The 15,220-nt window shown below is 56.3% G+C and carries 13 protein-coding genes; 6 read left to right on the top strand and 7 right to left on the bottom strand.

Going from position 1 to position 15,220, the window contains the following annotated elements:
- Window positions 1–55 precede the first annotated feature (55 nt).
- From RZ35_RS13585 to nac, 3 genes are all read right to left on the bottom strand, one after another.
- A complete protein-coding gene (locus RZ35_RS13585; protein ID WP_026743805.1) occupies window positions 56–853 on the bottom strand; it encodes a 5-oxoprolinase subunit PxpA in 798 nt (265 codons plus the stop codon).
- A 2-nt stretch (window positions 854–855) separates the two neighbouring features.
- On the bottom strand, window positions 856–1,284 hold the full coding sequence (locus RZ35_RS13580) for an acetyl-CoA carboxylase biotin carboxyl carrier protein (RefSeq protein WP_036153461.1): 429 nt from the start codon (window positions 1,282–1,284) through the stop codon (window positions 856–858).
- A gap of 253 nt (window positions 1,285–1,537) precedes the next feature.
- Window positions 1,538–2,461, bottom strand: a complete 924-nt coding sequence (gene nac, locus RZ35_RS13575) for a nitrogen assimilation transcriptional regulator NAC (RefSeq protein ID WP_026743803.1) — start codon at window positions 2,459–2,461, stop codon at window positions 1,538–1,540.
- A 381-nt stretch (window positions 2,462–2,842) separates the two neighbouring features.
- On the opposite strand from nac, the gene RZ35_RS13570 reads away from it, so the two are divergent.
- Window positions 2,843–4,045, top strand: coding sequence for a pyridoxal phosphate-dependent aminotransferase (locus RZ35_RS13570; protein WP_026743802.1), 1,203 nt, complete (start codon window positions 2,843–2,845; stop codon window positions 4,043–4,045).
- 266 nt (window positions 4,046–4,311) lie between these two features.
- Here RZ35_RS13570 and RZ35_RS13565 read toward each other — a convergent pair whose 3' ends face one another.
- From RZ35_RS13565 to RZ35_RS13555, 3 genes are read right to left on the bottom strand one after another with little or no spacing between them, the layout of a single operon-like run.
- Window positions 4,312–5,301: a 5-oxoprolinase subunit C family protein gene (locus tag RZ35_RS13565; protein WP_026743801.1), complete on the bottom strand. Its 990-nt coding sequence runs from the start codon at window positions 5,299–5,301 to the stop codon at window positions 4,312–4,314.
- A complete protein-coding gene (gene pxpB, locus RZ35_RS13560) occupies window positions 5,298–6,002 on the bottom strand; it encodes a 5-oxoprolinase subunit PxpB (RefSeq protein ID WP_051625587.1) in 705 nt (234 codons plus the stop codon). The genes RZ35_RS13565 and pxpB overlap by 4 nt, the downstream gene beginning before the upstream one ends.
- Before the next feature lie 9 nt (window positions 6,003–6,011).
- Window positions 6,012–6,854 (bottom strand): transporter substrate-binding domain-containing protein, encoded by an 843-nt coding sequence (locus tag RZ35_RS13555; RefSeq protein ID WP_026743799.1) that lies wholly within the window; start codon window positions 6,852–6,854, stop codon window positions 6,012–6,014.
- Between the two features lie 338 nt (window positions 6,855–7,192).
- Between RZ35_RS13555 and RZ35_RS13550 the strand changes: the two genes are divergently transcribed.
- The 5 genes from RZ35_RS13550 (at window position 7,193) to RZ35_RS13530 (ending at window position 13,664) form a co-directional block, all read left to right on the top strand.
- Window positions 7,193–8,116 carry a DMT family transporter gene (locus RZ35_RS13550; protein WP_026743798.1) on the top strand — a complete coding sequence of 308 codons (924 nt, stop codon included), beginning with the start codon at window positions 7,193–7,195 and terminating at the stop codon, window positions 8,114–8,116.
- A gap of 450 nt (window positions 8,117–8,566) precedes the next feature.
- Window positions 8,567–9,667 carry an FUSC family protein gene (locus RZ35_RS13545; protein WP_026743797.1) on the top strand — a complete coding sequence of 367 codons (1,101 nt, stop codon included), beginning with the start codon at window positions 8,567–8,569 and terminating at the stop codon, window positions 9,665–9,667.
- 459 nt (window positions 9,668–10,126) lie between these two features.
- Complete coding sequence (gene aegA, locus RZ35_RS13540) at window positions 10,127–12,133, top strand: formate-dependent uric acid utilization protein AegA (RefSeq protein ID WP_026743796.1); 2,007 nt, start codon at window positions 10,127–10,129, stop codon at window positions 12,131–12,133.
- The gene (locus RZ35_RS13535) at window positions 12,130–12,654 is read left to right on the top strand and encodes a 4Fe-4S dicluster domain-containing protein (protein ID WP_026743795.1); all 525 of its coding nucleotides are present in this window, start codon (window positions 12,130–12,132) and stop codon (window positions 12,652–12,654) included. The genes aegA and RZ35_RS13535 overlap by 4 nt, the downstream gene beginning before the upstream one ends.
- Window positions 12,655–12,944: 290 nt before the next feature.
- Entirely contained in the window at window positions 12,945–13,664 is a 720-nt protein-coding gene (locus tag RZ35_RS13530; RefSeq protein WP_026743794.1) for a 4'-phosphopantetheinyl transferase family protein, read from the top strand.
- A 32-nt stretch (window positions 13,665–13,696) separates the two neighbouring features.
- On the opposite strand, the gene RZ35_RS13525 is transcribed toward RZ35_RS13530, so the two are convergent.
- Window positions 13,697–15,034, bottom strand: a complete 1,338-nt coding sequence (locus RZ35_RS13525) for an NCS2 family permease (RefSeq protein ID WP_026743793.1) — start codon at window positions 15,032–15,034, stop codon at window positions 13,697–13,699.
- Between the last annotated feature and the right edge of the window lie 186 nt (window positions 15,035–15,220).

The raw sequence follows: 15,220 nt of genomic DNA, 5'->3' as shown, positions 1-15,220 counted from the left end.
TCCAGTAAAGACAAGCAAGCATAAGACATAAACGGTTTGAGGCGATAAGGGCGACTTATAACGCGGTTTGCTCCCAGCTCTGCTGGCGAATTTGCTCGGAGACCGGCGCAATACGCAGGCCGGTTTCTTCAATCGTCGCGCGCAGCGTTTTGACCATCTCGATCGCCTCAGGCGTATCTCCGTGCACCAGAATCGAGGAGACGTCGAGCGTCAGCGTATCGCCATCGATGCTCTCAATGGTGCCTTCCGTCAGCAAACGGCGAACACGCGCCTTGACCTGTTCCGTATCGTGAATGACCGCGCCCGGCTTGGCGCGGCTGACCAGTAGTCCGTCGCTTTCATAGGCGCGATCGGCCAGAAAAACGCACACCACGCGTAAGCCAAGGCGTCGCGCCACGCGATCCACCGCATTTCCCGCCATCGTGCTGATAATCATATTCGGATCAAAGGTTTTGACCGCACGGAGCAGGACGTCCGCCAGCGCTTCATCCTCTGACACCATGTTGCCGAGAGCGCCGTGAAAGCTCATATGAGTCAGCGGGTAACGCGCCGCGTGCGCGAACGCCGACAGGGCGCCGAGCTGATAGGTGACGTAATGCGCCAGCGTGTCGTGTTCAATCTGCATCCGGCGGCGGCCGAATCCCATGAGATCGGGAAACCCGACGTGCGCGCCGAGATCGACATGATGCTGTTTGGCCAGCGCGACGGNTTTCGCCATGATCGCCGCGTCGCCAGCATGGAAACCACAGGCGACGTTGGCCGAGGTGATCAGCGGCATCAGCGCCGCATCGTCCGCAATCTGATAATCGCCGAAGCCTTCGCCGATATCGGCATTCAAATCTATCGATTTCATCATTAAGCCTCTGTTTTTCTCAGGGTGAGAATGACGCTGTCATACTCGACCGCATCCCCTTGTCTGACCGGCATCGACGTTACCGTGCCATCGGCCGGACTCAGCACAGGCAGGTAGGCCAGCCCAACCTTCAACAGCGCCAGCAGCGCGCCTTGCCGGACTGAGGCGCCGAGCGAAACAAACGTCTCTTCGCGTCCCGGATACTGCAAATAAACCGTGCCGGGCAGGCAGGCCCGCAGAATCTCCGTCTGCGGCCCCTCTTCGTCTGCCCGCGCGCTCGCGGACATCGCAGCCGAGGCATCGCAAGCCGGTTCAAACCTCAGGCGAACATGGTAATCGCTGCCGCCGAACTCTATCTGGGTTAACCCCGAGCGGCGCATCGTGTGGGCCACCGCACGTAGCTCCCGGAGTGCTAATGGGCTGTTTTGCATAAATATCCTGTCAACTCGTCCGACATCATTACGCCACGCGACGGGCGCTTCCCGTGGATAGCTGGACAGACAGGCGGTCACTACAGGAAGGAGGACGTTGGCAGGCAACACGTCAATATGACCGGAATCGTCGCCTGTCGCCGACGTCCGACAACCGCCCGTCGCCCCGGCTTACTGGGGATATCCGCACTCTAACGTGGCGACAGGTTGATTCGGTAAGAGGGTTTCGCTTTGCGACGATAAGGGAGACTTATTACCCCACCAGCGCCAGCGGACGGNTGTCCGTGGTGCGTTTCACCATCAGCGATAACAGGATGTCTTTGACGACTTTCGCGGGCTGCGAGAGCGGCAGATGGTCCGACATGCAAAACGTCAGGGAGACCTGAATGTTCGGATCGACGATCTTCGCCATCCAGGCGTTGCTGGCCTGTAGCATGCCGCGGGCGGCGGACTCGGGCATGATCGTACAGCCCAATCCTTCGCCCACGGCGGCATTCAGCGTGGTTTGCGACTCGATTTCACAGTTAACCTTGTAGGATACGCCCGCCTGAACAAAGGCATCGTCCACCCCCTTGCGCATCGTATTGTAGATTCGCGGCAGGAACAGGTCGTAGCGCGCGACGTCAGCCAGCGAAATGCTGCTTTTCGGCGCGTCCAGCACGTGCGGACAGACGAAATAGAGGTCTTCCTTCATCAGCGGCATAAAGCGCAGGCCGTGGATCTCGCGGCTACCGTAAATCACCGCCATATCCATACGCCCGTTCATGATGAGTTCACTCAGCGTCGTGCCGAAGTTTTCATTGAAATACAGCACGATGCCGGGATGCAGCCGATGCACTTCCTTCATCAGCGGCAGCGCCAGCTGCTGGGCGGCCGTCCCCGGGGCCAGACCGACGGACACGCTGCCCGACATGGTCAGCCCGGCGCCGTCGATGGCGACTTGCGCCTGATCGCACTGGCGCAGGATCGCCTGTGCGTGCGTGTAAAGAATTTTGCCCGCTTCGGTCGGCGTGACGCCGCGTTTGGTGCGGATTAACAGCTGCTGATTGACCTCGCCTTCCAGCGTCGCCAACTGCTGGCTGAGAGCGGGTTGCGCGATATGAAGAACATCGGCGGCCTGCGTCAGGCTGCCCACGTCAACGATCTTGATGAAGTATTTAAGTCGACGGAGATTCATAGTGGCTTCCTCACTGCGGGATCTTGACCTTAATCAAAGCAAGATTGGGGCCAACGCGAACGACCGTGCACAAGGCGCGATAGAGACCAGGGTTTCAGCCGGTTAGGCCCTATTGGCTCGCCGTATTTTGCGCGCTCCGCCCCTCCGTTTGCACCATGGTGAAGCAAGACGGCAACCCCTTCCGTTGCCCCAGCACGCACAACCATCGCGTTAAGTTATGTCACCACAACAAAGCGCTATTAGCCTCTGCGCTGAATTCACTTTTATGCTCTTCCCGACCTGGGTCATTCATCGACCTGCTTTCGCACCGTGCCGCTCGCCTGATCCTGCCGTGGCAGGCCTCACCGGCATGACGCCCCTGACTGACTGGAATCTCCGCACATGCCTGAAATTGCCGATCGCCTGAAAAATGTCACCGTTTCCGCTTCTGTGGCTATGACGCAGAAAGCGCGGGACCTCGCCGCACAAGGTATCCACGTTATTGGCTTATCGACCGGCGAGCCGGATTTTCCCACNCCGCCACATGCCACGGAGGCCGCCTACGCCGCCGCGCTGGCGGGCGATACCCGCTATCCGCCCACCGACGGGACACCGGCGCTGCGCGCGGCTATTCAGCGCAAGTTCAAGCGCGACAACCATCTGGACTACGACATCAGTCAGATCATTACCGCCGGCGGCGCCAAGCAGATAATCTTCAACGCCTTTATGGCGACGATCAATCCGGGCGACGAAGTGCTGCTGCCGTCTCCGTCGTGGATCAGCTATGCCGATATCGTGAAATTCGCAGGCGGCGTTCCGGTCTCCGTGGCCTGTCCGCAGGAAAACAACTTCAAGCCTTACCCGGAAGACATCGAAGCGGCCATCACCGCGAAAACCAAATGGCTGCTGCTTAATTACCCCAGCAACCCCACCGGTTCGGTCGCCAGCCGGGCCGATTTGCAGGGCATCGCGGACGTCATGCTGCGACATCCCGACATTTGGATCCTGAGCGACGATATTTATGAGCATTTGATTTACGACGACGTGACTTTTTATACGATGGCGGAAGTCGAACCCCGCCTGCAAGATCGCGTCCTGACGGTCAATGGCGTCTCAAAAGCCTGGTCGATGACCGGCTGGCGGCTGGGCTTCTGCGGCGGACCGAGCGCTCTGATTAAAGCGATGAGCAACGTCAATACACAGAACGCCGGCGGCGTGACCACGCTTACTCAGGCGGCGGCCGTCGCGGTCCTGAACGGCCCGCAGGATCTGCTGAAAGAACGCGCGGAGATTTATCGCCAGCGGCGCGACTATGTCCTGGAGCGCCTGACCTCCATTCACGGCCTGCTGTGCCACAAACCTCAGGGCGCGTTTTACCTGTTTGTGAACATCGCCGCGTTTATCGGCAAAACCACCCAAGGCGGCCGCTTTATCGCCAACGACGCCGACTTCGTGATGGCGCTGATGGAAGAGCACCACGTGGTGACGGTACAGGGCGCGGCCTACGGCATGAGTCCGTTCTTCCGCCTCTCTTATGCGACCAGCATGGAGATACTGCAAAAAGGCTGCGACCGTCTGGCGACCTTTTGCGAAGGGATGCGTTAAACGCCGTTTCAACGATGCCGACAAATTAACGGGGCCGATTTTGCGCCCCGTTTTTTATGCCCGCAGGTCGCAACCGACGCCCACAGGATCCCTTTCAGCGGCACGTCATGCCGCCAGACTCGGCGTTATTTATAAGGAGTCATTGGGGGAGCACGGCGCGGAAGCAGGGAGAAACGATCATCGAAAAGACGTGGCGGCAGCCCGCCAACGGTGGTGCTGCGGCCTGATGGACGGCTGCGCGGCATGAAAAGCTGACCCGCGGCGATCTATCCGTTCAGCGCCGCGGCAGCAACCTGATGACAACAGCGGGAGACGCCAAGCAGATACGCGTTCACTGCGCGGTTGACGGCAATCGCCTCGGCGGCATCGCTTTCAACCAATTGCAGGCGATCGCCCGCCTGCGCCTGGCCCAATCGCCAGAGGTCGTCTTCGATGACGCCCGCAATTTTAGGATAGCCGCCCGCCGTATTGGCGTCGCTCAGCTGAATAATGGGTTCTCCCGCCGGAGGCACCTGCACAATGCCGGGGATTAACCCGTAGGAGCGCATTTCCACCGTNCGGGACGGGACGAGCGGCTCGCCGCTCAGGCGATAGCCGGTACGGTCGCTGTGCCGGGATATGATCCACGACTGCGACCAGAACCGCGCGGCGTCGTGGGCAAACAGATCGAATTCGCCGGAGGGGATCGCCCGTAGTTGAATGACGCCTTCCGGGCTGACAGGAAAGATATCAGCCAGGGCCTCGTCAGGCGGCACCGCGCCAATACCGCCGGTTGGTAGCGAACACGACGTCGCGTTTCCCGCCGGCAAACGGTCGCCTTGCGTCAACGGGCGGCCATCCAGTCCGCCGAAGTTGCCGCGCAGCGCGGTGCTCCGCGATCCCATAACCACAGGCACATCAATCCCCCCCGCCACACACAGATAACCCCGAGCGCCACGGCGAGGATAGGACATCTCCAACACCTGCCCGGCCTGCACCTCGCAGGCCCACCAGGGCGGCAGCGCTTTGCCATCCAGCGCGGCGCGGCAATCGGCGCCGGTCAGGGCGATGGCGCCATCAGCGGTGAAACGGACGCGAAAAGGGAAAAGTTGAACCTCAATCCCGGCCGCATTTTCGTCATTGCCGAGCATAATATTGCCGACGCGCAGCGCCAGTGCATCCATCACCCCGCTGACCGAGACGCCGATATGGCGAAAGCCGGTGCGTCCAAGATCCTGAATGGTATTCAACGGACCGGTTTTCATCACCTCAATCACAGTTCAATCCTCTCAGGCAGAAAACGGACGTTGTCTCCGGGCGCCATGACCGCAGGCGTTTCCGCCCAAGGGTCGAACAGCGGCAGATCGGCGAAGCCGATCGCGTTCCAGCCGTTCGGTCCGGTTAACGCCGACACCCCCGTCTGCGCACCGCCGATGGTCACGGTACCTTTCAACATATTTAGCGACGGCACTTTTTTACGTGGCGTCGCCAGCGCCGGGTCCAGACCATGCAAATAGCCGAATCCCGGCGCGCTGCCGAGCGCAAAAACCGTGTACTCGCCCTGATAGTGACGGCGGATAACCTCTTTTGCCGTCAGCCCGGTAAAGGCGCACACGGCATCCAGATCCGTCGCGTGCTCCCCGCCGTAGCAGACAGGAATTTCAATCAGTTTTCCCTGAGAGGCAACGGCCCGCGCACGATCCCAACCGTCCCGCAGCAGATGGACGACGGTGGACGGCTCCGGCGGGATGTGCTTGAACAGCACCAGCAGGTTGGTCACGCCGGGGATCAGCGATTCGATATCGTCACGCTGCCGCAGTAACGCAGCCAGCGCCCAGATGCGCCTTTGCGCCGGCAGGTCGAACTCGCCCGGCGCATCGACCAGATAGGCCCGGCCGCCAATCGTAGACACGTTTACCTGCTCGCCCTGACTGACGAGCGTCAAGGAGACGCGCCCCGGCACGTCGCGCGACAGCATGGTCATGAGTTATTCCAGCGGTTCGAATTTCAGACTTGAAAGCGGCTGCACTTTTTCTTCGCGCACCATCTTGTACTCGGTGTTCGGCCCAATCCAGGTATTCCAGATAGCATCGATAGCGCCGGCGTCGTCCATCGCCTTCAGGCTGCGATTCACTTCCGCCAGCAGCGCAGGCTCGTCTTTTTTCATGCCGACGCCGATCGGCTCCAGCGCCATCGGCTCTTTAATCATACCCAGCTCGATACCGTCTTTTTTCGCCTGGGAGATCATTTTGATGGCGGTCATGGTGTTGGTGACGAAGCCCACCACCTTGTTCTGCTCCAGCGCCAGGAAAGCGGAGGCCGCATCCTGGAAGGTGACGGCTTTCGCGCCCGCCAGATGGATGGATTGTTCGGAGGTGGTGCCTTTGGTCGCGCTGATGCGTTTATCTTTAAAGTCCGCCCGCGTTTTATTTTCGTTCGGCTTCTTCACCACCAGCATCTCTTTCGCCACATAGTACGGGTCGCTGAACTGGATTTGGTTGCCGCGCGTTTTGGTATACGCCAGGTTGGCGACCAGCACATCGGCGCGGCCGGTGGCGATGACGGCGATACGCGCCTCAATCGAGGTCGGCATCAGATTGGCCTTAACCCCCATCTCCTTCGCCAGCGCATGACACAGATCGACATCCATTCCGGCCAACTGGCGCGTTTTGGGATCGGGAGAAGAGAATGGCGGCACGTCGGAGTAAACCGCACAGTTTAACTGGCCGCGAGCGTGGATATCCGCGAGTAAATCCGCCTGGGCGACGGGTGACAACACCGTCAACAAAGGCAGGGTCAATACGGCACCCGAAAGCAATTTCAATTTCATCACGAGCTCCCCGCTATTTTAATTAATTTTCAGTGTTCTTCTGCGCAGGCACGGCAGAAGCGATATGAAATAAGGTATTAAAAATAAAGAGATAACCGCTAAAACTTCGCGTGACTCTTCCAGCAGTCTGACTATAGAAGTGATGAAAGCCGATGTATAAGACGGAAAGTGTGTGTGGTGATATGCAATTTGTATGACGGGGATAAATATAAGGAAAAACTATCCAGACAGAACGAAATTATCTTAACGGCCGCGAAGACAGTCACTCTATGGTAAGGACGATTTCCCGCATCAGGAAAGCGAAAGCCGATATTGCAGCCAGAGAGTGAAAATAGACAATGAATTCCAGAATGGGCGTACTCCTGAAAATAATGTCGGCGCTGTGCGCGACATTAATGCTGGCATGCGTCAAAGGATTAAACGGCGCGATCCCCACCGGCGAAGTCATTTTTTTTCGTTCGTTCGTGGCGCTATTTCCCCTGCTTATCTGGCTCAAGTTTCAAGGCAATATTCTCGATTTAATCAAAACCCGCAATTTGTTTGGCCATCTCATCCGTGGTTTTTCCGGCACGGGCGGTATGTATTTCAACTATCTGGCGCTGGTCTATATTTCGTTGGCGGACGTGACCGCCATCAGCTACGCCGCGCCGTTATTTACCGTCATCATGGCGGCGATATTGTTGAAAGAGATCGTCCGCTTTTATCGTTGGCTGGCCGTCGTGGTCGGCTTCTCGGGCATTCTTGTGATGCTGTCGGCGTATCTCGGCGCCAACGGGTCTCTCTTTGCTTCGACCTCCGGCATCGGCACCGGCTCAGCCATCGGTGCCATTTTCGCGTTGCTGGCCGCGCTCTGCACCGCCGCTTCGTCGATACAAATTCGTTTCCTCAACGGCGTGGAAAAGCCCGGAGCCATCGTATTTTATTTCTCGCTGATGACGATGTTTATCGGTCTGGGGACACTGTATTTCGGCTGGCTGATGCCGACGTTTCCGCAGCTCCTCCTGCTGATTGGCTGCGGTTTTTTCGGCGGTATGGCGCAGATACTGATTACCCTGAGCCTGCGCTACGCCGACGCCTCGCTATTGGCTCCTTTCGATTACACCACGCTGGTCTGGTCAATGCTGATAGGGTATCTCTTCCTTGATAGCGTGCCGGGAGGCTCGACCATCGCCGGCGCGGCGATCATCGCCTGCGCCGGCATCTTCACCGTCTGGTGTGAACGGCGTCAGAAGAAAACGGGCATTCGGCGCTCCGTTGTTTAGTCGTGAATTTATTAAATAATCTCCCTCTTTTTACCCGCCACGCTGATTGATCCGCGGTGAGAAATCATCTCAACCTAATGTATTGATAATATTTTCACCCCAGGATCATTCTTCTTAAGAGTAATCACTGTTTTTTTATTTACAGCTCCGCCCATTAAAGTCATTCTCACTCCCTTCAACGAAAAATAATTTCATTCACCCTGAGTATGAAAAATATCAGTTTACAATTTATTACTTCTACTGGAGAGTTTTATCTTCTTATAAGAATAAGCTTGGGTTTTTGGAGGCCGGCCTGTTGTTAACTTTAGTTAAAAAAGATGCTATCCTCTCTATCCGTTGTTGGATGACATCATTTCATACCAGTGGAAATAGGGGTTTTCGCGATCGACAATTAACTTTATAACATAGAGGTTAATAGTGATTTAGCGGGTGCTTTTAAAAGAAAAGACCATGAAAGTAGAGAATTTACAATACAAATATTATCGCACCTTCCATGCGCTGCGCTTAACGATTTCTTTTATTTTCGCTTTACTCCTATTGGCAAAACTGGATTTGGTCAAAGACGTCTCATGGATCCTGATCNCCATGGTCGTCATCATGGGCCCGATGTCCTATAAAGGCAGCGTCTATCCCCGGGCTATCCAGCGCTCGACCGGCACCTTGATTGGCATTATTTTCGGTATTCTTTCGTTTTATGCCGGGAAATATACCTTTTCGGGCATGATTGTGATCATCGCCCTCGGTATATTTACCTGCGGCTATTTGACGTTGAGTAAAATCCCTTATGCCGGGATACTGATTGGTATTACGCTTTCAGTGACCGTCAGCGCGTCGGGCGGGAATCTGGATATCGCGCTGTGGCGAATTTCCGACGTTTTTATCGGCTGCGTCATCGCCGTCATTTTTTCCAGTATTTTACCGCATAAAGCGAGTATTCACTGGAATATAGAGCTGTATAAACTCATATCCAATCTGCATCAGCTTTACTGCGCTAACTTATCGCGTAATCTATTCAACCGGCCCGAATTAAAAAATCTTAACAGTATTAATAAAAAAGCCATCTCCAATATATTAAAACTCTCCATACCTGCCCAGAAAGAAACCAGAATAGATAAAAAAACTTATGCTTCATTGCAGGAAACCATTCTCGATATCGTCTCTTATCTGAATTTGATTGAAAAAGCCTTCTGGGATTGTTCTGTGAGTCACCATATTATTTGTGCCTCTTCGCTGTCGAAAAAGACTAATTATGCGATCGATTACCGCTTCAAACTTTTACAGGCGCTTATTCGCGACGATATTAACGATCCTGATGCCATAAAGAAATTCCACCATAAAGAGTTCGAACAAGATGTGATGGAGGAACTGCGTTCGACGCTGCTAAATCAGCACGCCGGAAACGACATCGCGATAGAGAACAAAATTTACGGCTATTTCTATCTGGGTACCCAGATTATCGACAAGCTGGATGCGTTGGCCATGCTGCTGAGCACGATGAAGACGCAGCAGCGCAGGCATGTCCACCTGCGCGTCAGGAATCGCACCGAATAACGCTTTTCGCCTCCTGACCGCGCCCGCGGCTGGCTACGCGGCTCATCCAGACCTTAAGCGACCTCGAGAGACGCAGAATACCTTTGAAAGTCTCTACGCACTCATTCTCTTTTTTACGCGCCGGATTTGATGTACAAGATAATGACTCTCAATACGATAACGTACTGAATAAATTTGATTATTCTTCTTTTTGATTCTCTGTTTTATATCAAAATAGCACTAGCGGGTAGCCGCTAGGATAAAAATTCCATGCCAGACCACGAAGCCGCTATCCTTGATATGACTTCCACACCTGCCCCAAGCTTTTCGCTCTGGCTGGGCGATTAAAAAGTGTGACGGTCGTCACCCAAAAAGTAAGCAAGCGCTTACTTTTTGCTTTTTTATAGATAAAGTAAGACGCGGTATCGGCCTTAAAGCAATGCCGTATCCTGCTTCAACACGATCTTATCGGGAGAAGATATGAATCGGTTTATCGTCGCAAACGCCAAGGACTGCATCGGCTGTAAAGCCTGCGAGATTGCCTGTGTGATTACCCATAACCATGGCGCTTATCCTGAAAGCGCGGAAAACTTTTCCCCTCGTATTCACGTCTTTCATAAAGCCGAGCTACATACGGCGGTCACCTGCCATCATTGCGAAGACGCTCCCTGCGCCGCCATGTGCCCGACACAGGCATTGGTGAAAAAAGAGAACAGCGTTCAGGTTATCGCCGAGAAATGCATTGGGTGTAAGACCTGCGTCGTCGTCTGTCCCTTTGGCGCGATATCCGTGGAAACAACAGAAAAAACGCCGGATACCGCCTCCGCTCACAAATGCGACCTCTGTATCGGCAGAGCCGAAGGTCAGGCTTGCGTTGAAGCCTGCCCCNCCCAAGCGCTGCATTTAGTTAGTGAGCACACACTAAAGCAACAGCGTCAGGAAAAACAACGCGAGACGGCTCTGCGTTCCGCGCCCGGTAACTGGCGCGCCGCGCCGCCCTATAACCCTTCGCGCCCCCCTCTGCTGAATAAACGCAAAGGCTGGCCGCGGATGGACGCCATCAAGAAACCGCTAAATGAGCGCGTTTCCACGTTCAATGAAATCTACCTGGGCTTTACGCCGGAGCAGGTCCAGGATCAAGGCGGACGCTGCATGACCTGCGGTCAGCACTCCGTCTGCGAATGGACTTGCCCGCTACATAACAACATCCCTGAACTTCTGCGCCTGGCGAAAGAAGGCCGCATCATGGAAGCCGTGGAGCTGTCGCATCGCACCAGCAGTCTGCCCGAGATCTGCGGGCGGGTCTGCCCGCAGGATCGTCTGTGCGAAGGCGCCTGTACGCTCGGAAAAGAAGCATATGGCGCGGTGACCATCGGCAACATCGAGCGTTACATCACAGACAGCGCGCTGAAAATGGGCTGGAAACCCGATCTGAATCAGGTCAAGCCGACCGGTAAACGGGCGGCGATTATCGGCGCTGGCCCCGCCGGGCTGGCTTGTGCAGATGTCCTCACGCGTAACGGCGTCAAAGCGGTGGTCTTCGATCGGCATCCCGAGATAGGCGGCCTGCTGACATTCGGTATCCCCTCCTTCAAGCTGGATAAAGATGTACTCATCCAGCGCCGAGTTCTGTTTGAGGGCATGGGCATCGAATTTCATCTCAATACCGAGGNCGGGCGCGATATCTCGCTGACGCAACTGTTGAATGAATTCGACACCGTTTTCGTCGGCGTCGGCACCTACCGCTCCATGAAAGCCGGTCTGGATAATGAAGACGCACCGGGCGTTTATGATGCGCTGCCGTTCCTGGTGGCCAATACCAAACGGGTTATGGGCTTGCCGGACCTGGAAGATGAACCTTATGTCTCGATGCAGGGCAAACGCGTGCTGGTGCTCGGCGGCGGCGATACCGCCATGGATTGCGTACGCACTTCAATCCGACAAGGGGCGGAGTCGGTCACCTGCGCCTATCGTCGCGACGAGGCGAATATGCCGGGGTCGAAAAAAGAGGTGAAAAATGCTCGCGAGGAAGGGGTGGAGTTCATGTTCAACGTACAGCCGCAGAAAATCTGCCTCAACGAACAGGGCGAAGTCTGCGGCGTCAGCCTCATCCGTACCGAGCTGGGAGAGCCGGATGCCAGCGGCCGCCGGCGTCCGCAGCCGGTTGAAGGCTCCGAGTTCATCCACCCGGTGGATGCGGTGATTACGGCGTTCGGCTTTCAGTCTCATGCGATGCCGTGGCTGGATGACGCACAGGTACAGCGCAACAAGNGGGGGCAGATCGAGGCTCAACCGGTCGGCCGCAATGCCTGCCAAACCAGTCATTCACGCATTNTCGCCGGCGGTGACGCCGTACGCGGCGCCGATCTGGTGGTCACGGCGATCGCTGACGGCCGTAAGGCGGCGCGCAGTATGATCAATGCGATGAGCGAACCGCAAACTGCCACGTCGACATCCCGCGTCGACTCGCAGGAGCTGGTGCGATGAATGCGTTCGTGATTGCCGACGCCAGCCAATGCATTGGCTGCCGCACCTGTGAAGTCGCCTGCGCCGTCGCCCACACGAGCGGCGGGNTAAGCAGCCTGAATACCGCGTCATTCGCCCCCAGGCTAACGGTGATCAAAAGCGCCGAGGTCAGCGTGCCGGTGCTCTGCCACCAGTGCGAGAACGCTCCCTGCGCCAGCGCCTGCCCGCAGGGAGCCTTGGTCGCCCAGAACGACAGCATTCAGGTGGTTTCATCACAATGTATCGGCTGTAAAAGCTGCGTCATTGCCTGTCCCTTCGGTGCGATTCGGGTGGTGACCTCGCCACAGGAGAAGGGAGAACCGCACGCCCGCAGCGAAGTGCACAAGTGCGACTTGTGCCATGACGTGGCAGATGGACCATCCTGCGTCAGAGTCTGCCCGACCTCGGCCCTGCGGCTGGTAACGCCCGACGGGCTGCGCCAACAAAGGGAAGAGCGGCAACGGCAGTCGGCTGGAGAGCGTTCCCATTCGCACACGCAGTAGCGTTACAGGCAGTTTTGGCGCCACGACAGCAGATTGGACATAAAAACATCGGTCATCCCATCAAGCCGTGCCCTTGTCTCCCGGGCGATCCTGCTGACGGCAACTCTCCTTGTTTCAACGAGGCAAGGAGAGAATTTTGGCGAAAACAACATACGCACTCACTGTTGAACATTAATCCGTTAATTTGTGCTTAGTTAATATTTTTGTCTGTGATATATAGCATCACAGCGTTTATATCGTCTCAGCTAACCTCGGACGCCCCGATTTGCGTCATTATCATGGAGTGAATTATGACCTGCCATTTCGTCAGGTGGACCAGCACGGAAGTTTTGCCCAGTCTGCAACGCCTGTCTGACGACCTGATCGCCTCAACGCAGAGTTTTTCGATGAAACGGCGCGAACGCTATCTGAAAAGCCGGGCGTTATTGGCAGAACTCATGTTTTATCTGTTTGGCTATCCGATGCTGCCCCCTTTGATGACCGCGCCTAACGGCCGCCCCTGCTTTAGCGATATCAACCTGCCCAGTTTCAGCCTGGGCTATGCGGGGAATACCATCGGACTGCTATTGAGCGAGACGGGCAGTGTGGGGATGAGTATGGAGATCGTTCACGTGCGAGCGTCGCAACAGCCGCAGTCGGTGTGGCAAACGCAGGCGGAGAAGGCGTGGGTAGACGCTCAGATCGATCCGCTGGAAGCCGCCTCTCAGCTCGCCGTCATCCGCCAGTCCGTGCTCAAAATACCGGGATTCAATCTGGACGGCAGTAAGTCGTTGAAGCTTCATCCGGCGTCAGGGCGACTGCGCGTGGCGTATTTGCCGGAAGTGGAGGCGATGAGCGACATTGACGATTATCTGGCGTGGGCCTGCGCCCGGACGCCGCAGCTAAACCGGCTGGTACTGTGGAACTACACGGTGGCGGGAGGGCTTAGTAAAACGNCGGAGATTATTCAACAACAGCGCCAATCAACGCGGTTTATGAAACTGACCAGCCGCTCGGCGGAGAAGAAATAACGCGGCTGTCGCCGCGTTAAGTTTGTCATACATTAATGCGCGTCGACGAAGACAATTTTCAGCAGGAACAGCACCGCGACCACCACCACGCAGGGGCTGATTTCACGCCAGCGTCCGGTCGCCGCTTTCATCACGCAGTAGGAGATAAACCCAAGGGCGATCCCTTCGGTGATAGAAAAGCTGAACGGCATCATGACGGCGGTGATAAACGCCGGCACGGCTTCCGTCAGGTCTTCCCATTTCACGCGTGACAGGCTGGACGTCATCAGTACGCCCACGTAGATCAGCGCGCCCGCAGCCGCGTAAGCCGGCACCATCCCCGCCAGCGGCGACAGGAACATCACCAGCAGGAACAACACGCCCACCACAACGGCCGTCAGGCCGGTGCGACCGCCGACAGAAACGCCGGAGGAGCTTTCGATATAAGCGGTAACCGAGGACGTTCCGATAAAGGCGCCCGCGACTGAGCTGATGCTGTCCACATAGAGCGCTCGCTTCATCCCAGGGAACTTGCCCTTTTCGTCCGCCAGCCCGGCTTTCTCGGTCACGCCGATCAGCGTACCGGAGGAGTCGAACAAGTTAACCAGCATGAAGGAGAAAATGACGCCGGAGAGTCCGAGATTCAACGCTCCCGCCAAATCGACCTGACCAACGACGTTAGTGACGCTCGGCGGAAGCGAGAAGACGCCGGTATATTTCACATCACCCAGCAGCAGGCCGATGGCCGTTGTGATAACGATGGAGATCAGCACCGCGGCATGAATGCTGCGGGAGGCAAGTACCACGATGATGAAGAAGCCGAGTACACCCAACAACACGCTGTGTGAGGTCAGTTTACCCACCGCAACCAACGTGTCCGCATTCGGCACGATGATCCCGGCGTTTTTCAGCCCCATCATCGCGATAAACAGGCCGATGCCGCTGGCGATACCCAGACGCAGACACTGTGGGATATTGGCGATCATCCAGTAGCGGATCTGGAACACGGACAAGAGCAGGAAACCGATTGCGCCCCAGAAAATAGCGCCCATCGCTACCTGCCAGGGCAGGCCCATCGCGCCGACCACGGCAAAAGCGAAAAAGGCGTTAAGCCCCATCGCAGGCGCCAACGCCACCGGCAAGTTCGCCAGCAGGCCCATCAGGATACTGCCGAAGGCGGCGATCAANCAGGTGGTGACAAAGACAGCCTGCGTATCCATACCGGCCACGCCGAGGATTTGCGGGTTAACAAAAACGATGTAGACCATCGTCAGGAACGTCGTAAAGCCCGCGATCGTTTCAGTACGCGCCGTGGTGCCGTGCTGACGTAATTTGAACACGCGTTGCAACAGCCCACGCTCAGACGCGGAGCCAGTTTGAGATTTATCCATGAGTCATAATAGCCTGAAGAAAGGGAAAGATTATCCGTCAGGTATCCTATACCAAAATTCTCAGCGGTTGACGCTGTTGCCCCGTTTTTTTATCTACCATAAGGACATCCTATGCATAGGCAAGAAAAGTCCGCAGAGTGACGCTGAGAACACGTCGCGTTTGCGGGCGAATCCGACCTTTTCCCG

This window comes from Lonsdalea quercina subsp. quercina (assembly GCF_000688655.1).
In the GTDB taxonomy this organism is placed as follows: domain Bacteria; phylum Pseudomonadota; class Gammaproteobacteria; order Enterobacterales; family Enterobacteriaceae; genus Lonsdalea; species Lonsdalea quercina.
The sequence above is the reverse complement of the archived record's forward strand: the minus strand, read 5'-3'. Positions and strand labels throughout refer to the sequence as shown.

Bases quoted from the DNA above. Each gene is read 5' to 3' on its own strand.
- pxpB (WP_051625587.1), bottom strand. From the start codon at position 6,002: ATGCTGTCGCGCGACGTGCCGGGGCGCGTCTCCTTGACGCTCGTCAGT.
- RZ35_RS13555 (WP_026743799.1), bottom strand. From the start codon at position 6,854: ATGAAATTGAAATTGCTTTCGGGTGCCGTATTGACCCTGCCTTTGTTG.
- RZ35_RS13550 (WP_026743798.1), top strand. From the start codon at position 7,193: ATGAATTCCAGAATGGGCGTACTCCTGAAAATAATGTCGGCGCTGTGC.
- RZ35_RS13580 (WP_036153461.1), bottom strand. From the start codon at position 1,284: ATGCAAAACAGCCCATTAGCACTCCGGGAGCTACGTGCGGTGGCCCAC.